The organism is Nostoc sp. FACHB-190, from assembly GCF_014696905.1.
Lineage (GTDB): Bacteria > Cyanobacteriota > Cyanobacteriia > Cyanobacteriales > Nostocaceae > Nostoc_B.
Genome location: NZ_JACJQW010000001.1, coordinates 18,682 through 37,635 on the forward strand (window position 1 = coordinate 18,682; position 18,954 = coordinate 37,635).

Sequence of the window (18,954 nt, forward strand, 5' to 3'; positions counted from 1 at the left end):
GAAGAAATCAAGGAATTTTCCAAATCTGACGCACCCTAAAAATTGATAATGTGCATACTCAGACAATCTTCTCCCTATTAACAATTGTGGCGGTATTGCCAGCATTGTTTATCAGAGGAGAATATCATGACAACACAATTCTACTCTCAGTTAATTGCCTCCTCTCTGGCATCTGGATTAATTGCCTTTGGTTACTCTTTACCTGGCTTTCATACCGCCACAACTCTCACTAATCTGACTGCCACATCTGAGATCAATCACGCATCATTAAATCGGATGTCTGCGTCTCACATACAATCAGATTTAATGGTAGATGGTGGTTTGCCTGAACGACTAGTTATTGCTGGTAGTCGTTAATCAGACTAGGGAACTTGGTATCAGAACTTATGTAGAAAGATTGTCTGTTAAGAATGGTTGTAATACAATTTCACTTTATAAAGTGATATAGATATAAAAGTAGCGCCTCGACTTCGCTCGGCGAACAAAAAAAGAGGCGCAGAGAAAGTGATTTTTATCAGTAATTTTGTGAATTGGTGTAAGGGTTGTGAACACCTACACCCCTAGATTTAGATTGTTTCTTCGTGACGTGGTTTAATTAATCGTTCTGTTAGTGACTTAATCACAATGTATAAGACAGGAACAACAAACAAACTTAAGAATGTCGCAATTAACATTCCACCAAACACGGCTGTTCCCAGAGATTGACGGCTACCTGCACCAGCACCGGTGGCTACAGCCAAGGGAAAAATCCCTAAAAGTGTGGAAAAAGCTGTCATCAAAATTGGACGCAACCGTTCTTGAGAAGCTTCTATGACGGCTTTGGTAATTGATAGCCCTTGTTCTCGCAATTGGTTGGCAAATTCCACAATCAAAATTGCATTTTTACTTGCCAAACCAATCAACATTACTAAACCAATTTGACAATATACATCGTTAGGAAAACCCCGCATTGATTGGGCTAACAGTGCGCCAAAAATTGCTAAAGGCACTGACAGCATAATAATTAAAGGGTCGATGTAGTTTTCATATTGAGCCGCTAATACTAGGAATACAAAGACCAATCCTAAACCAAAAATCACAGGAGCTAAACCGCCAGAAGCGAGTTCTTCTAGAGATGTACCTGACCACTCATAGCCATAACCAGGGGGTAAAACTTGTTTTGCTACCTGTTCCATTTTTTGGATAGCATCTCCAGAACTAAAGCCTGGTGCGGCGGCACCGTTGATTTCAATGGAGCGGAATAAATTATAGTGGTTAATGGTTTGCGCTCCGGTGGTGGGAGTAATTGTTACTAAATTACTCAAAGGAATCATTTCGTTTCGGCGGGAACGAACGTAGAGTTTACCGATATCTTGGGGGTTAGAACGAAACTGTTCATCAGCTTGGACATATACCCGATAGTTGCGCTGCTGGAGGTTGAAGTCGTTGACATATTGCGACCCCAAGGCAGTTTGTAAGGTAGTAAAGATATCATCTACATTCACTTGCAGGGAGTTGGCTTTGTTTCGTTCTACTTCTACAAGTAGCTGGGGTGTGTTAGCAGCAAAGGTGGTGAATACACGTTGCAGTCCGGGGGTTTGATTGGCACGACCAAGCAATTGACCCATTGATTGCACTAGGTTATCTAAGCCGCCGTTACCTCTGCGGTCTTGGAGTTGAAAAGTAAAACCGCCAAAGTTCCCTAAGCCTTGAATGGCTGGGGGGTTTACAGCAAAGACTCTGGCTTCGGGAATGGCGAAAAACTTGCCTTGTAGTTTACCGATGAGGGCTTGGACTGTCTGATCTGGTCGTTCACGCTCACTCCAAGGTTTGAGGGTAGTAAAGATAATACCACTGTTGGCAGTACTTCCACTGAAACCAAAACCACCAACTGCAAAAGTTCCCACGACTTCGGGAAGTTGTAGGATTTCCTGTTCAACTTTGGACATGACATCGCTGGTGTATTGCAGCGATACTCCTTGTGGCCCTTGAAGAATTGTGATGAAGTAACCTTGGTCTTCGTCGGGGAGGAAGGCTGTCGGGACGCTGGTATACAACCAAGCAGTCATCCCCAAAGAAACGATAAATAGACCGATAATCACACTTTTAATGCGTGTGAGAAAACCAAGCGATCGCTGATATCCTTGTCTTACCCACTCCAAAAATCTGTTAATCTGGTTAAAAATCCAGCCCAGCCAACCTGGAGGTGTTTGTCCTTGGCGCAGTAGCAAAGCACACAATGAAGGTGTGAGTGTCAAAGCCAAAAAAGTGGAAATGGCAATGGAGAAAGCGATAGTTAAGGCAAATTGCCGATATAATGCCCCTGTGGTTCCTGGAAAAAACGCCACTGGAACAAACACCGCCATCAACACCAAGGAAGTCGCAATTACAGCCCCAAATAATTCTGCCATTGATTCACTAGCGGCGCGGCGGGGATTGATGCCTTTATCTTGAATAAATCGGCTAATTTGCTCCACTACAACGATCGCATCATCTACCACCATCCCTGATGCCAGTGTCAAACCAAACAAGGTCAAACTATTAATCGAAAAGTTAAATACTTTAACGAAAGCAAACGTCCCCACTAAGGCTAAGGGAATCGTCAGTGCTGGAATCAATGTGGTTCGCCAGTCTTGCAAAAACAAGAAAATTACAATCACAACCAACACTACAGCTTCAATCAGAGTCTTCACAACTTCGGCTAAGGACTCTTCCACAAACAAAGTTGTGTCAAAAGCTACCTGATATTTCATACCTGGTGGAAAACTCGGAGCCAATTCCGCCATTGCCGCTTTCACACCCTTGGCGACATCTAAGGCATTACTTCCAGGAACTTGATAGATACCCAAGCCGACAGCATCCTTAGCGCGAAATCGCAAAAATGTGTTGTAATTTTCTGCACCTAATTCTGCCCGACCAACATCTTTGAGTTTGACTAAAGTCCCATCATCTTCGGTTTTAATCACAATTTCTTCAAATTCGGCGGGTTCTGTGAGTCGGCTGGCAGCACGCACATCAATTTGATACTGTTGTCCCTGGGGTGCAGGTTCTTGACCAATTCTGCCTGCACCAATTTGCAAGTTTTGTTGCGCTAATGCTGTGGTGACATCTTCTGTGGTTAATCCCCGTGTCGCTAACCGATTGGGATCTAACCACAGGCGCATCGCATAACGGCGTTCACCAAAAATTCTGACATCTCCCACGCCTTTGACTCGCTTGAGTGCATCCGCTATGTACAAGTCAGCATAGTTGCTCAAAAAAGTGTTGTCATACTCTTTATTTTCGGTATATAAACCAATTGCCAGGAGAATATTGTTAGATTGCTTACTGACCCTAACTCCCGTACGCTGCACAACATCTGGCAATTGTGCCTCAGCAATGGAAACACGATTCTGCACATCAACAGCAGCTAAGTCTTTATCTCGTGAAGCATCGAAAGTAATTGTAATATTGCTTGTACCGTCGTTGCTGCTGCTGGAGGTCATATATTTTAGACCTTCAACACCATTAATTTGTCTTTCTAAGAGATTAGTAATACCGCTTTCGACAACTTCGGCACTGGCTCCACTGTAGTTGGCTGTAACGTTAATTTGTGTAGGACTAATATCGGGAAATCGCGCAATGGGCAGTGTGGGAATACTAATTAATCCCACCAGCAGGATAATGATTGCACAGACCGTAGCAAAGACTGGTCGCTTGATGAAAAAATCAACAAACATAGGTATTAGGGAGTAGGGAGTGGGGAGTGGGGAGTGGGGAGTGGGGAGTGGGGAGTGGGGAGTGGGGAGTGGGGAGTTGACAGGTTTAGGTTTTTACGTTCTGTCCCAAAAACATTGATTTAGGGTGTAGGGGTGTAAGGGGGATAGAACTCTAATTAAATCTTGATTTTTAGAGTCGCTACTCATCACTCTGTTAAAAACCTACACTTTTTAGAGAGTAGGGAGTAGGAATACTGATAGGTGTAGGTTTGTTATCCAAGGGTTAGTCAGAACTTTCTTAAACGCAGTTATCAGCTTTTCTTCCTTATCTCCTAGCAAGCATGATTCTAAAAAAACTACACTCATAAAAAATTAGGGAGTAGGAGCGATGGGTGCGCCGTTGGTTAAGTTGAGGATGCCTGAAACTACAATTTTGTCTCCGGCTTGGAGTCCTTCTAGGACTTGGTAATTACTACCTTCAATGGCTCCTAATTTGACTGGTTTTTGCAAAGCTACTAAAGATGGCGCTCCGGGTTTGGGATTTTCTGGTGCTTGCGCCACAAATACAAATGCTTCTCCACCAAGGCGGGATACTGCTGTGACAGGCACTAAAATTCCGGGACGTTCAGCCCAAATGATTTTTGTTTGGACTAACTGGCGGTTCAATAGTAGTCTGTTGCCATTTCTAAAGGTGGCTTTGGCTAAAACTGTTTGCGAAGTAGAATTGGCGTTGGGTGAAATAAAACTAATGTTACCTGTAGCGGTGGCTTGTCCTTGAGCATCAAGCATCTGCACTGGTAAACCGACGCGCACTCGCTGGGCTTGGGTGAGGGGAACCGCGATGTTTAATTCTAAGGAGTCATTTCTGGTGAGGGTGGTGAGGCTGTCGGCTTTGCTGACAAATTCGCCGACTCTTACCGGGATATCGCCTAACAGTCCAGTAAAGGGAGCGCGGACGTTGGTGTATTGCAATTGTACTTCGGCGGCTTTGACTTGAGCTGCGGCTTGGGTAACTTGCGATCGCGCTTGGGCTATTTCTTCTTGACGGGGGCCGTTTTCTAGTTGTCTTAAGTTTTGTCTTTGCTGCTCAACAGCTGCTTCTAATTCACTAATATCTGAACGTCTACCTTTGCTGAGTTGCTCTAGGCGTTTTTGTGCTACTACTAAGGCGGCGGCGGCGCTGCGTTGTTCTTTCAAATAGCCTTCCATCTGATCTTCGGAAATTGCGCCTTGTTTTTGCAGGTTGCTGTAGCGTTCGGCGCGGGATTTTGCTAGTGCTAAGTCAGATTTAGCAGATTCTATTTGAGCTTCGGCTTGGGCCATTTCTTCGGGACTGGAGCCTGTTTGAGCATCTCGTAAACGTGCTTGGGCTTGTGATAGCTGCGCTCTGGCTTGGGCAATTTCTTCTGAGCGTGTGCCTGCTTTCAGTTCTGCCAGACGTGCTTGGGCTTGTTCAAGAGAGGCTTTGGCTTGGAGTAACTGCGCTTGAGCATCATCACTTTGCAAGCGAATCACTACTTGTCCTTGAGAAACGCGATCGCCTTCTTGAAATACAATCTGGGTGATGCGTCCGTCAATTTCTGGTTTGAGTGTAACTGAGCGTGGTGCATCCAAAGTCCCAACTAATTCTGACGTTTCCTGAATTTTTGCATCTTCAACCGTGGCTAATTTCACTGGAACTCCCATCGGTTGACCAGCAGCAGCCCCAGCAGGTGCATTATTCCCTTGACTAGTTTGCCACCAACGCCAACCAACACCAAGACCTGCAATTAACAACACCACACCTAAAATTACAGGCCAAGGCCGCTTTTTATTAGCTATGGAGATCAGTTTTGGTTCAGATGGAGAATCTGTTGGTTGAGCCTGATGAGAGTCCGTAGTAACAGGCTGTTCTATTTCAAGCGGAAACTGTGAATCAGGTAACTCAGATTGGGACATGGCTTTTCATGCAAGTACTTGCTTGCATTATATCTGGAGGAGACCAAAATGTGTATAAACTAAGTCAGGCAAGGGCGATCGCGGCAATATCAGCTTTCGTAGTTTTAGCCCCTAAATTTGTGAGTGTAATAATAAGTTTTAATTATTTATAATTTCAGTAAAAACCTTATTTATAGGTAAAATGTAGATAAATAGAAACTATTGTTCGCCGAAGAGTGCCATCGGGAGTACCTAAAAAAACTCCAGTAATCAACACCAGCATAAAATTACGCTAATTTCCCAAATCCCGCGTCCTTCTGACGATAGAAATGTGTGTCAGCAAAACAGGCAAGAAAAAGTGCTGAGTAATGAGTATTGAGTGATGAGTAAAAAATTGAATCCTACTGACTAGCCTGTAACCTATAACCTGTAACCTATAACCTCTAGCCCCTAACCTTGCTGAATATATTCCCAAGAATTTTCGATGTGTACGATATTACCCTAAACTTGTTTATGAGTATTCAGCTAATTTTTGGAGGCATGGTGGAATTATGGATGTCAGCTTGATTGTATCCAACATCTTAAATCCACCTGTGTTAGCTTTCTTTTTAGGTATTTTGGCGGTATTAGTTAAAACAGATTTAGAAATTCCCGCACCAATACCGAAATTATTATCGTTGTATTTGTTATTTGCCATTGGGTTCAAAGGTGGAGTGGAACTGGTTAAAAGTGGAATTACTCAATCAGTTATCCTGACGCTTTTAGCCGCGATGTTAATGGCTTGTGTTGTTCCTGTTTACACATTTTTTATTCTGAGAATTAAGCTTGATACTTATAATTCAGCTGCGATCGCAGCTACTTATGGCTCAATTAGTGCTGTAACTTTTATTACTGCCAGTTCTTTTTTGACGCAACTGGGAATAAGTTTTGATGGGTTTATGGTTGCAGCTTTGGCATTAATGGAATCACCAGCCATTGTTGTAGGGTTAATATTAGTTAAGGTTTTTACAGTTGATGAAAGCGATCGCGAATTTAATTGGTCAGAAGTATTACAAGAAGCTTTTCTCAACAGTTCGGTCTTTTTGTTAGTTGGTAGCTTATTCATGGGTATTCTCACCGGAGAACATGGTTGGCAAACCTTAAAACCCTTTACCCAAGATATGTTTTATGGCGTGCTGACGTTCTTTTTATTGGATATGGGACTTTTAGCTGCCAGAAGAATAAAAGATTTGCAAAAAACTGGGTTTTTCCTGATTTTGTTTGCGATACTAGTACCAATTTTCAATGCTGGCATAGCTTTATTAATTGCGAAAGTTATTGGAATGTCCCAAGGAGATAGCTTGTTATTCTCTGTGCTGTGTGCCAGTGCATCCTACATTGCTGTACCAGCAGCTATGCGCCTCACCGTTCCAGAAGCGAATCCAAGTTTGTATGTTTCAACGGCGTTAGCTGTGACTTTTCCTTTTAATATCATTGTCGGCATCCCGCTCTATTTATACGGCATTAATCTATTTTGGAGGTAAGATTATGCAGCCTGTAAAACGGATAGAAATCTTTGCCAATTATGTTGAACTCGGTAAAATTTTAGAATCTTTAGAAAAGGCAGGCGTAAAGGGGCATTCAGTTATCAAAGATGTAGCCGGCAAAGGTACAAGAGGCACCATCACCAATGATTTAGCAATGACAATGCTAGACAATGTTTATATCATTGCCTTTTTTCCACCAGAAAAATTGTCTTTGGTAGAGTCAAATGTCCGACAAACTCTAAATAAGTTTGGCGGAGTTTGCTTTATTTCTGATGCAATTGAAATTGAGACTACTAGATGTGTGGGGTGAGTGAAAGAGGCTAGAGACTAGTCAGTAGGATTAAATTTTTTACTCAGCACTCAGCACTCAGCACTCAGCACTCAGCACTTTAACTATTAACATCACTTAAGCGTGAGGTTGTAAATCTATCCATCCACTTTTCTAGGTAAATTCGGTTGGCATTTTGTTCAGATGGTTCTTGAGTGTCCGCAGGATAAGGCATCAATCCTAAAATTGCGGCGGTAGTGACGCAAAACATGGACTTTTGGAAACTAATACAGATTTGTACTCGTAAATCATCTTCCCCACGCGGACGACGACGATAAACAGCGTGCAAGTATTCTGGCAAATAATGGCGCATATCCTGCATTAGCAAGGTAGGCGGAATACCAGCACCGCCAATCGGTAAAGGATCAGCGTACAATGCACCATACTGGAATCGGCCTTGATCTGGGGAAATTTGATAAGCTTGGGCATTGTAAGAAACTGTGCCGTGAAATGGAGTTCCCCGGAAGAAAACAGCCTCAACATAAGGTACGGCTGTATCTCCTAAAAATGTTAAACCAACACTTTTAGGGATAATGTCGTAGGCTTTATCTTGAATTTTGACAGAATATGTGATTGGCTTGAGGGCATCGGCTACCAAACCTGCTTTAATGTGGTCTACAACTTGGGCAATTGATGTAATTTCGCCGTTATCATAGCGGTCAGATAAGGTGAGGAAAATATCAGCCATGACGCGCCAAAATTGACCCAAGCCACTGTAGTAAGCCGAAACTCGCAATTGTTCCGTTAAAAAGTCAGGGAATAATTGGTTTACTCCTAAAACAAAGGGATTATTTTTAAATTTAGCGGTGATTACTGCTTTGGCGCGTTCTTGAAATTCTTTAGTATCTAAGTAAGCATCTAAGCCGCCGCCACCATGCCACATCATGGCTTTCATACAATATTCGGCATATTCGTAATTTATGCGATCGTGCCACCAGTGACGCAGTAATTTTGCCACAGAAAATTCGTCATTAAAGTATTTAAAAAAGGGGAAAAATACTAAAAATTGATGGTCAGCAATGTAGATAAGATTGTTAGAGTAGGCATCTAAAACCACACCATAACTTTTGAGGATGCCAACTACTTCTAATACATTTTCTTTGCTGTCAGGCAATAATGCCCCACCTGTTTGTAATCTTTCTACATACTCAGCTAAAGGATGTGAGCCGGGTTTATTTTTAATAGTTACCATTGCCAGTTCTCCAAATTGGGAATGAGTCAATAAGAAGGCAAAAGTAAAAAGGCAAAAGTAAAAAAAATTTACTTTTTGCTTTTTTACTTTTTACTTTAATTTTTCTACCGAGACTGTTGCCACTACCTGATCTACATTCATCATGGCGGTAATTGTGGGTTCACTCCAGCGAGATAACCAAGCAGGTTGAATACCAAAAATCACAATGATTACAGCTAACACGACAGATGGCAGGCGATCGCTCCAGTAAACTCGTGGTAAATTATCTACCTGTGCAGACAAGCGTCCAAAGAATGCCTTGTTCATCAGAATTAAGAAGTAAACCGCCGTCAAACCAGTTCCCAGCATCGATATTAAGGTTTGCACTGGGAAAACCGGAAAACTGCCCCGGAAAATCACAAATTCTGAAATAAATCCGACCATCCCAGGGATACCTGCACTGGCCATCACTCCCAAAACCATCAAACTACCAATCACCGGCATTCCGCGTTCAGGATTTAATAAGCCGCGAATCACGTCTAAATCACGGCTACCTGCTTTTTTGTATATTACGCCAACCAACAAAAACAGCAGGGCAGAAATCAAACCGTGGCTAATCATTTGCATCACAGCACCCAAGACACTCAGAGGTGTAGAAGCCGCCGCCGCTAACAATACATAACCCATGTGTCCAATTGAACTATAGGCTACCATTTTTTTCATGTCCGTTTGGGCGATCGCGCAAGATGCACCATAAAGCACACTTACGACTGCCCAAGTTGCTAACCAAGGCGCGACATAACTCCAAGCATCGGGTAACAAGTTCATCCCAAACCGCAGTAAGCCGTAAGTCCCCAATTTCAACAGCACTCCAGCTAACAATACAGAAATGGGTGTAGAGGCTTCAACGTGGGCATCAGGCAACCAAGTGTGGAAGGGAACCAGTGGTATCTTAATCCCAAAACCGACCAAAAGCCCTACTAGCAATAAGATTTGTGTGGCTAGTGGTAAAGATGCTGCATTCAAGTTAGCTAAGGCAAAATTGGAACCACCACTCAGCCAAACCATACCCAGGAAACTTGCCAAAATCAAAATCCCAGATATGGCTGTGTAAATTAAAAACTTGGTGGCGGCGTAACCTCTTTTCGCACCACCCCAAATAGCAATTAGCAGATACAGGGGAATCAGTTCCAGTTCATAAAACAGGAAGAATAACAGTAAATCCTGTGCCAAAAAAGCACCTGTTACCCCTGTGCTTAACAGTAATATGAGCGAGTAATACAGTCGGGGACGTTGCTGGGAACTATCGCTGCTAGAGATAGCAATACAAGTCAACAGTCCATTTAACACCAGTAGCGGCAAAGATAAACCATCAATTCCAAGGTTGTAACTTAACCCGATGGCATCTACCCAAGGAATAAACTCACTAAACTGTTGACTAATTTCTCCTGGGTTGAATTGAATGGCGAGAAAAACTGACCACAAAAAGGTAGTACCAGCACAGACAAACGCCATAACACGGGCAAGTTTGCCATCCAGAACAGCAGGCCAAAAACCAATGATGATTGCGCCTAACAATGGCAGCACAATTAATGCACTCAGCATAGTTTCGAGAGAATTAGGGAATGGGGAGTAGGGAGTAGGGAATGGGGAGTAGGGAGTAGGGAATGGGGAGTAGGGAGTAGGGAGTAGGGATTAGTATTGTTTACTCAGCACTCAGCACTCAGCACTCAGCACTCAGCACTCAGCACTCAGCACTGTTAAAAATGCAAGTTGTTCAGCAGTCCTAATGACCAACTGATGAAGAAACCCAAAATGCTGATCACAACCAGGATGGTGAACATATAGCCTTGAGATTGGCCAGAAATGCTGTACCTTAAACTTTGCCCACCAAAAATGGTGAAAATACCCACAAAGTTTACTAAGCCATCAACAAGATAGCGATCGCTCCAAGCCGATATCCTAGATAAAAAGGCGACTGCCCCAACTACTGTCACCCGATAGATCCTGTCTATGTAAAAATCGTAACCCAACAAGTCTTGTAAGAATCGCCATACCAAAATTCTGGATCTTGACCAAGCTTTATGCAGGTACATTGTTGAACCAATACCTACTCCAACTACAGTCGAAACCAGCAATGTTGATACTACATACCAATTAATACTTTCCCGGCTGGGCAGTAAGTACCATTGCTGAAGCATCAGGGGTAGTAGTAAGGTCATGATGGTCAGCGTTACCATTGGCAATGCCATCTGCCAGCCGACTTCCGGTGTACGGCGAGTTTTTTGCTGTGGTTTACCCCAAAAGATTAAGCGAAATACCCGCGTCAAGTTTAAGGCTGTGAAACCATTTACAATGACTAAAATGGCAATTACCCAAGGGCTAATAGCCACCAAACCATCAGCCCAGGACAACATTGCCCAAAAGCTTCCCAGTGGCAGTAATGTAATCATCCCAGCCGCACCCACAACAAAGGCGGTAGTGGTAGCTGGCATCCGCGACCATAAACCGCCCATTTCAGTTAAATCTTGGGTATTGGTGGTATAAATTACCGAACCCGAACTCATAAATAATAATGCTTTGGCGATCGCATGGGTCAACAGCAGCATTAAAGCTACACCTCCTTGCTGCATCCCTACCGCCAAAAACACCAGTCCCATGTATGCACTAGTGGAGTGGGAGAGCGATCGCTTAATATCAATTTGAGCCAAAGACACCAAAGTGGCCCCTACTGCCGTCACTGAACCCATGACTATCAGCGCATTCAACGCCACTGGTGATAAAGCCAAAATTGGTTGCAGTTTGTAGAGTAGATAAGCACCACCAGCGACTACCAGCGAATTTCGCATCACCGAAGCTGGGTTTGGCCCTTCCATCGCTTCATCTAACCATAAATGCAAAGGAAACTGAGCGCATTTACCTGCTGGCCCCGCAATTAATCCTAAACCTAGTAATGTAGAGGCCACTGGGCTTAATTCTGCGGTTTGCGCCCACTCATACAAATCCGAAAAATTCAAACTGCCAGCCCAACTCGAAAGCGTCACCACAGACATCAGCAACAACAAGTCGCCCACCCGCTTAGTTAAAAAAGCATCCCGCGCTGCTGTCACCACCAAAGGTTGTGCGTACCAAAAACCCACCAGCAGGTATGTAGATAGGGTCAGGACTTCGAGCAAAGCATAACTGAGAAATAAAGAGTCACTAACAGCTAAACCACTTAATGCCGCTTCAAAAAATCCCAGTAGCCCAAAAAAGCGTGCTAAAGACCAATCTTTTTCTAGATAGCCCAAAGCGTAAATTTGTGCCAACAAACTTAAGCCAGTGATTAAAACAGTCGCCCCAATACTCACAGGCGATAGTTCTAATGCAAAGGATAAGTTTAAATCTGCCGCTTGAAACCAACTAACCAGTAAATTCTCTGGTTCTCTGTCCCAAACATCTTTAAAGACAAACAAGCTATGGGCAAAACCCAAAACAGTAGTCAACAAGTTGATATAAGCTGCTGGTCTAGGGCCTGTCCTTCTAATGACTCCCATCGCCCAGGGCAAAGTTAAAAGTGCGCCTATCAAGCTATACAAAGGCACACACCAACTTGTTGAAAATAGAAACTGATTCATTTAATTTGCTTACCTTTACAACTCTGCCTGAATTTTTTTTACCTTTTGAAAAATCATCTTTGACTTAGCTTTTTGGATGAAAATCTATGTTAAATTTGGTTTCTAAAAAATGTGTAATAATTTTTAGGATTGCAAAATTAATGCCTAAATGTCAGCTAACATAATTTATTTACATATTCAAATTCTCCACCTTTCATTGGAACCATACTCATTTGTAAATTTCTATTTCTGATGTTTAGCAGAGATATTTATCAGATATATTTAAAAAAGTTATATGCTTTTTAGATATTCCTATTTACATACCACAAAACGGAGGAAAGATAGAAACTGTAAAAGATGCAGTAGTTTTACCTTCCTCACCAGAGACGATTAGTCTTGGCTATGAACAGCGATTTGGATATGTAATAAAAAAATTATAAAGCATAAGCGCCTGCTCTTGGAATCAGTGGACTTAAACAGAGCAGAAACACCGTATGACAAAGAATTAAGTTTTTTAAAACTTTTTTATTATAAACTATTATACTAATTTATATTGCCAGGGGAGCCAAGCTTTCCTATGCTTATTTTTGGAAGTGTCTTTTAGCTCAAGATGAGCTTCCCCGTCACAATTTTCAAACCACAGTACTGATTGGATTAAATTTTTAGGAGTTTCTGCGATGCCAATTGCAGTTGGAATGATTGAGACAAAGGGCTTTCCAGCAGTAGTAGAAGCTGCTGATGCGATGGTTAAAGCCGCCCGTGTAACATTGGTAGGGTATGAAAAAATTGGTAGCGCCCGTGTCACCGTCATTGTGCGGGGTGATGTTTCGGAAGTGCAAGCCTCAGTTGCAGCTGGAATTGAAGCAGCCAGAAGAGTAAATGGTGGTGAAGTGGTTTCCACCCACATCATTGCTCGTCCCCACGAAAACTTGGAATATGTTTTGCCGATTCGTTACACAGAAGCAGTGGAACAGTTTCGCACTTAACAGTCGATAATACAAAATGACTAACGGGGTTGCTTGCTTGAGCTAGGCTTTTGTTTGTTTGAGAAAATTTAAATAGGGATCAAAACTAATGTCAATTGCAGTGGGAATGGTAGAAACACTTGGCTTTCCAGCAGTAGTAGAAGCTGCTGACGCGATGGTGAAAGCTGCCCGTGTAACCTTAGTAGGTTACGAAAAAATCGGTAGTGGTCGGGTAACAGTAATTGTGCGGGGTGATGTTTCCGAAGTCCAAGCTTCTGTAGCAGCAGGTGTGGAATCAGTGAAGCGAGTTAATGGCGGACAAGTGCTATCGACACACATCATTGCTCGTCCCCATGAAAACTTAGAATACGTCCTGCCAATTCGTTATACAGAAGACGTAGAGCAATTCCGGGAAAATGTTAACGCAATTCGACCTTTCGGCGGTAGAAGACCATAACATATAATGCAAATTGCCAAAGTACGTGGCACAGTAGTTAGCACTCAAAAAGATCCAAGTCTTCGCGGTGTCAAACTACTGATGTTGCAGTTAGTGGATGAAGAAGGAAATACCTTACCAAAGTACGAGGTAGCAGCAGATACCGTAGGCGCAGGAGTAGATGAGTGGGTGCTAGTCAGCCGTGGCAGCGCCGCTCGTCAAATTCTTGGCAACGAACAACGCCCTTTGGATGCAGCAGTGGTGGCGATAATTGATACTATTCATGTTCAAGATCGCCTGATTTACAGTAAAAAAGACCAATATAGATAGTCATTAGTCATTAGTCATTAGTCATTGGTTTGAGACAAAGAACAAAGGACAAGGGACAAGTGACCCAAGACTAACAGACAAAAAGCTTAATTCAGGAGGAATCTCGCAATGGCAGTCAGCAGCACGGCGGCACCCCCAACCCCGTGGTCACGAAGTTTAGCTGAGCCAGAAATCCACAAAACCTCATTTGTCCACTCCTTCTCCAACGTGATTGGAGATGTACGGATTGGTGCAAATGTAATCGTCGCTCCAGGGACTTCGATTAGGGCGGATGAAGGTACACCTTTTTACATCGGTGAAAATACCAATATCCAAGATGGTGTAGTGATTCATGGGTTGGAGCAAGGCCGAGTCATCGGTGATGATGGCAATGAATACTCGGTGTGGATTGGGAAGAATGCTTCCATTACCCACATGGCTTTGATTCATGGCCCAGCGTATGTAGGGGATAGCTGCTTTATTGGCTTTCGCTCCACAGTATTTAATGCCAGAGTAGGCGCAGGTTGCATCGTGATGATGCACGCTTTAATACAAGATGTAGAAATTCCCCCAGGTAAATATGTACCGTCGGGAGCGATAATCACCAGCCAGCAGCAAGCTGACCGTCTGCCAGATGTGCAGAACCAAGACCAGCAATTTGCCCATCATGTTGTGGGAATTAATCAGGCACTGCGGGCTGGTTATCTTTGTGCTGCTGATAACAAATGTATTGCACCCATCCGGGATGAATTAGCTAAATCTTATACAAGTAGTAATGGTTTAACTGTTTTAGAGTTGGAAAGGAGTAGTGAAGTGGCGAGCAATAGCTTGGGTGCAGAAACAGTCGATCAAGTACGCTATCTACTGGAGCAAGGTTACAAAATTGGTACAGAACATGTAGATCAAAGACGGTTCCGTACAGGTTGTTGGACTAGCTGTCAGCCAATTGAACCCAGATCATTGAATGAAGCCTTATCAGCATTAGAAGGCTGTTTGGCAGACCATAGTGGTGAGTACGTGCGTTTATTTGGGATTGACCCCAAAGGTAAGCGTCGGGTGTTAGAAACTATTATTCAACGCCCAGATGGTGTAGTTCAACCAACTACCAGCTTTAAAGCTCCCGCAAGTACAGGTAGTGCTGGCTACAACGGCAATGGTCATAGTAGCAGTGCTGGAATTGGTTCCATCAGTGCGGAAACTGTAGACCAAATCCGCAAACTCTTGGCTGGTGGCTACAAAATTGGGACAGAACACGTAGATGAGCGTCGTTTTCGGACTGGCTCTTGGGCTAGTTGTAAGCCGATAGAAGCTACTTCAGCCGACCAAGTTGTAGCGGCCTTAGAAGAATGTATTGAAAGCCATCAAGGTGAATATGTGCGCTTGATTGGCATTGACCCGAAAGCTAAACGCCGGGTATTAGAAAGTATTATTCAAAGACCGAATGGCCCAGTTGCGCCCTCGAATGGCCAAAAATCTTACGCTGCTACCAGCAGTTATGGCTCGGCAACAGCAACAGCAACAGCGCCTGTCAGCAGCAACCGTTTGAATGCAGAAGTTGTAGACCAGTTACGGCAATTGCTGGCTGGCGGTTACAAAATTAGTGCTGAACACGTAGACCAAAGACGTTTTCGGACTGGTTCTTGGTCTAGCTGTGGCCAAATTGAGGCTAGATCAGAAAGAGATGCGATCGCAGCTTTAGAAGCATACCTGTCTGAATATGAAGGTGAATACCTGCGCTTGATTGGCATTGACCCCAAAGCCAAACGTCGTGTGTTAGAAACAATTATTCAACGTCCGTAGAAGTGCTGAGTTGAAAGTGCTGAATCACCGAAGTTCAGAGCGGCGGAAGCCGCCGCTCCGGCTTCTCGCTGAGTTAAAGGCAAGTCAGTTTAGTAAACTACTCATTTTATTTCTAAACTGAAGATGCTGTAATTGCACTCAGCACTCGGCACTTCTATCTTCCGAGGTTTAATTTTCCATGTCTGTGCCGCTACTGCGCCTCCACAATAACTTTGACCCTTATATTAGTGGCGAGGTGATCATTCATCCCAGTGCAGTATTAGCACCTGGTGTCATACTCCAAGCGGCTACCAACGGCAAAATCATTATTGGCCCTGGTGTTTGTATTGGTATGGGGTCAATTCTCCAAGTCAATGAAGGAACCCTGGAAATAGAAGCAGGGGCTAACCTAGGAGCCGGCTTTTTGATGGTAGGAATCGGCAAAATTGGTACAAATGCTTGTATTGGTGCAGCCACAACAGTTTTTAACTGTTCTGTCGCACCAGGAACAGTCATACCACCAAGCTCAGTGTTAGGAGATACTAGTCGTCAGATTAGTCTTGCCGAAGTGCCAGCACCACCCATCAGTGATGCTGCTGTTCCTGATACTCAACAGCAACCACCAGAAGACAATAATTTAGGAGAAACTGAGGCCAAACCGATTTCTATTTCCTCTACTAATCTCTCCGCTTCTGCTTTCTTGGAGTTAACGCACCAGTCGATTTCGATTCCTCAACCTTCGCCCACACCCTCTGCCCAACCACCTCCGAACCAAAACGATGAAACTACTGCTAGTTCATCAGAAGTAAGTGCGGAAAATTCTGAGTCTCCAGATATATTTGGCACTCAAATTTATGGGCAAGGAAGTATTCACAGGCTATTAACAACATTGTTTCCCCATAGGCAATCCTTGAACAATCCTAAGTCTGACGAACCGCCTGAATAAGTGTTAATTGTAAGTTGTCCCCTAAAGTTATGAAGTATGGATTATGAAGGATGAAAAAGACCGCTTTCATCTTTTATTCTTGATTCTTCAGCCTTTCGCTTACCTTTAGCATAGACTGTGAGTATCCTGGAGAATTCACATGGACACATATAATCAACAGTCCCTTAGTACTGTTCGGGCAGCATCACGTCGACGAGATAGAGATAACTTCAAGGACACTGCCTTGGGTTTGGTATCTACCCTCAGCTTTCCAGCCATAGTTGGCACGGCTGATATGATGTTAAAATCTGCTGGGGTTCACCTAGTGGGATATGAAAAAATTGGCAGTGGTCACTGTACAGCAATTGTACGGGGTGGTATTGCTGATGTTCGGCTGGCAGTAGAATCAGGTGTGCAAACTGCTGAACAGTTTGGTCAGTTGGTTTCTAGTTTGGTAATTCCTCGCCCGTTTCCCAATCTAGATGTAGTGCTGCCAATTACAAATAGATTAAGTAAATACATGGAGGAAGGTAGTTACAGCCGTCTGAGTAATTTAGCGATTGGATTGGTGGAAACACGGGGGTTTCCGGCGATGGTAGGAGCTTGCGATGCCATGTTGAAATCAGCCGATGTGCAGTTGGCTGCGTATGAAAAAATCGGTGCTGGTTTGTGTACAGCTATTATTCGTGGCTCTGTGGCTAATGTCGCAGTCGCAGTGGAAGCGGGAATGTATGAAGCAGAACGGATTGGGGAGTTGAACGCAGTGATGGTGATTCCGCGGCCTTTGGATGAGTTGGAACAAACTTTACCTGTGGCAAGTTGTTGGATAGAAGAACGCCAACCCATCCAGATGCCAGTGAATATTAAGGAGCAAGTAGCCGAGTTAGAGGTACTTCAGTTGCCTGATTTAGCCAAGTTACCCACAAAAATTACTGAAGAATTATGGAAGGATGAATGATGAATTGTGAATTTTGAGGGATGAATCGTGGGAAAATTCTCCTCAGCATTCAGTATTCAGCATTCATCTTGGCTGGAAGGCATCTTACGCTTCGCTTGTTGTTTTGATCATAACTTTTACGGACTATAAATCAAATATCTTTCTTTTAATAGCGAAAATAGATTTTTCTCTATACTAAAACTCATAACTTTGTATGAGCGACACTGCTTGATTGGTAGGTGTTTAGTGATACTAGTTTTATATCTATAGATCGCTATTAGAGGAGAATCACCCTTGAACCAAGCGACGCTACACCAGTTGAAGGTATTTGAAGCGGCGGCTCGGCATGGTAGCTTTACTCGTGCTGCGGAAGAATTATTTCTGACTCAACCTACTGTCTCTATGCAAATTAAGCAATTGACAAAATCTGTAGGGTTGCCCTTGTTTGAGCAGGTGGGGAAACGTTTGTATTTGACAGAGGCGGGTAGAGAACTGTTTGCCACTTGCAGGCAGATTTTTGAGACTATTGCTCAGTTTGAGATGAAAGTTGCGGATTTAAAAGGGCTAAAGCAAGGGCAATTACGTTTAGCAGTCATTACCACAGCCAAGTATTTTATTCCGCGTTTGTTGGGGCCATTTTGTCAGCGTTACCCAGGAATTGATATTTCGCTGCAAGTCACAAATCACGAAAAAATTATTGATCGGATGATGAATAATCTGGATGATTTGTACATTATGAGTCAGGTTCCAGAACATTTGGATGTGAATTGTGAGCCGTTTTTAGACAATCCTTTGGTAGTTTTTGCACCAGTAAATCATCGTCTAGCCAAAGAGAAAAATATTCCAATTCACGAGTTAAACGATGAGCCTTTTATTATGCGTGAACCCGGTTCAGGAACTCGCCGCGCTGTGCAGGCTTTGTTAGAAGAACATGGGGTAAAGGTAAATGTCAAGCTGGAATTGGGGAGTAATGAAGCAATTAAACAAGCGATCGCAGGTGGTTTAGGTATTTCTGTTTTATCCCGTCATACTTTACTCTCAGATGCTTCGGAGTTTAGTATTTTGGATGTGCAGCACTTCCCGATTAAACGAGCTTGGTATATGGTTTATCCGGCAGGAAAACAGTTATCAATTGTGGCTCGGACTTATTATGAGTATTTGCTGGATGCTGCTAAAACATTTGTTGAACAAACTGAACTACCTATTTACAGCACTGTTGATTGAGGTTTGATATAGCAGAAGGCAGTGGTTCGACTTCGCTCACCAACCAGTGGTTCGACTCCTTTCGGCTTCTCCTGACGGAGACGCTGCGCGAACGCTCAAGGCAAGTCGCTCACCAACCAGGCAGGAGGTAAAATTGTTACTCTTTCTTGGCATTTGTACTTTTT

At 43.4% G+C, this 18,954-nt stretch carries 15 protein-coding genes; 10 read left to right on the forward strand and 5 right to left on the reverse strand.

What is annotated here, in order from left to right; translation table 11 throughout:
• Window positions 1-126: 126 nt before the first annotated feature.
• Window positions 127-357 (forward strand): hypothetical protein, encoded by a 231-nt coding sequence (locus H6G28_RS00100; protein ID WP_190667964.1) that lies wholly within the window; start codon window positions 127-129, stop codon window positions 355-357.
• 209 nt (window positions 358-566) lie between these two features.
• Here the strand turns inward: H6G28_RS00100 and H6G28_RS00105 are convergent, their stop codons facing one another.
• Both H6G28_RS00105 and H6G28_RS00110 read right to left on the reverse strand, forming a co-directional pair.
• A complete protein-coding gene (locus H6G28_RS00105) occupies window positions 567-3,698 on the reverse strand; it encodes an efflux RND transporter permease subunit (RefSeq protein WP_190667967.1) in 3,132 nt (1,043 codons plus the stop codon).
• Between the two features lie 351 nt (window positions 3,699-4,049).
• Window positions 4,050-5,615: an efflux RND transporter periplasmic adaptor subunit gene (locus tag H6G28_RS00110; protein WP_190667969.1), complete on the reverse strand. Its 1,566-nt coding sequence runs from the start codon at window positions 5,613-5,615 to the stop codon at window positions 4,050-4,052.
• Between the two features lie 530 nt (window positions 5,616-6,145).
• On the opposite strand from H6G28_RS00110, the gene H6G28_RS00115 reads away from it, so the two are divergent.
• A complete protein-coding gene (locus H6G28_RS00115; RefSeq protein ID WP_190590495.1) occupies window positions 6,146-7,117 on the forward strand; it encodes a sodium-dependent bicarbonate transport family permease in 972 nt (323 codons plus the stop codon).
• A gap of 4 nt (window positions 7,118-7,121) precedes the next feature.
• Window positions 7,122-7,430 (forward strand): P-II family nitrogen regulator, encoded by a 309-nt coding sequence (locus H6G28_RS00120; protein ID WP_190590494.1) that lies wholly within the window; start codon window positions 7,122-7,124, stop codon window positions 7,428-7,430.
• Between the two features lie 79 nt (window positions 7,431-7,509).
• On the opposite strand, the gene cupB is transcribed toward H6G28_RS00120, so the two are convergent.
• From cupB to H6G28_RS00135, 3 genes are all read right to left on the reverse strand, one after another.
• Window positions 7,510-8,640 (reverse strand): CO2 hydration protein CupB, encoded by a 1,131-nt coding sequence (gene cupB, locus H6G28_RS00125; RefSeq protein ID WP_190590493.1) that lies wholly within the window; start codon window positions 8,638-8,640, stop codon window positions 7,510-7,512.
• Window positions 8,641-8,730: 90 nt separating this feature from the next.
• Window positions 8,731-10,224 carry an NADH-quinone oxidoreductase subunit M gene (locus H6G28_RS00130; protein ID WP_190590492.1) on the reverse strand — a complete coding sequence of 498 codons (1,494 nt, stop codon included), beginning with the start codon at window positions 10,222-10,224 and terminating at the stop codon, window positions 8,731-8,733.
• 155 nt (window positions 10,225-10,379) lie between these two features.
• Complete coding sequence (locus tag H6G28_RS00135; RefSeq protein ID WP_190590491.1) at window positions 10,380-12,236, reverse strand: NAD(P)H-quinone oxidoreductase subunit F; 1,857 nt, start codon at window positions 12,234-12,236, stop codon at window positions 10,380-10,382.
• 656 nt (window positions 12,237-12,892) lie between these two features.
• On the opposite strand from H6G28_RS00135, the gene H6G28_RS00140 reads away from it, so the two are divergent.
• The 7 genes from H6G28_RS00140 (at window position 12,893) to H6G28_RS00170 (ending at window position 18,790) form a co-directional block, all read left to right on the forward strand.
• Window positions 12,893-13,201, forward strand: a complete 309-nt coding sequence (locus tag H6G28_RS00140) for a carbon dioxide-concentrating mechanism protein CcmK (protein WP_010995042.1) — start codon at window positions 12,893-12,895, stop codon at window positions 13,199-13,201.
• Between the two features lie 88 nt (window positions 13,202-13,289).
• Window positions 13,290-13,637, forward strand: coding sequence for a carbon dioxide-concentrating mechanism protein CcmK (locus H6G28_RS00145; protein WP_015111750.1), 348 nt, complete (start codon window positions 13,290-13,292; stop codon window positions 13,635-13,637).
• Between the two features lie 6 nt (window positions 13,638-13,643).
• Window positions 13,644-13,946 (forward strand): beta-carboxysome shell vertex protein CcmL, encoded by a 303-nt coding sequence (gene ccmL / locus H6G28_RS00150; RefSeq protein WP_062293088.1) that lies wholly within the window; start codon window positions 13,644-13,646, stop codon window positions 13,944-13,946.
• 108 nt (window positions 13,947-14,054) lie between these two features.
• On the forward strand, window positions 14,055-15,725 hold the full coding sequence (ccmM, locus tag H6G28_RS00155; protein ID WP_190667973.1) for a beta-carboxysome scaffolding protein CcmM: 1,671 nt from the start codon (window positions 14,055-14,057) through the stop codon (window positions 15,723-15,725).
• Window positions 15,726-15,903: 178 nt separating this feature from the next.
• Window positions 15,904-16,650 (forward strand): beta-carboxysome scaffolding protein CcmN, encoded by a 747-nt coding sequence (gene ccmN, locus H6G28_RS00160; protein WP_190590489.1) that lies wholly within the window; start codon window positions 15,904-15,906, stop codon window positions 16,648-16,650.
• 139 nt (window positions 16,651-16,789) lie between these two features.
• Window positions 16,790-17,587: a beta-carboxysome assembly protein CcmO gene (ccmO, locus tag H6G28_RS00165; protein ID WP_190667977.1), complete on the forward strand. Its 798-nt coding sequence runs from the start codon at window positions 16,790-16,792 to the stop codon at window positions 17,585-17,587.
• A gap of 273 nt (window positions 17,588-17,860) precedes the next feature.
• Window positions 17,861-18,790, forward strand: a complete 930-nt coding sequence (locus H6G28_RS00170; RefSeq protein ID WP_190590487.1) for a LysR family transcriptional regulator — start codon at window positions 17,861-17,863, stop codon at window positions 18,788-18,790.
• Window positions 18,791-18,954 lie beyond the last annotated feature (164 nt).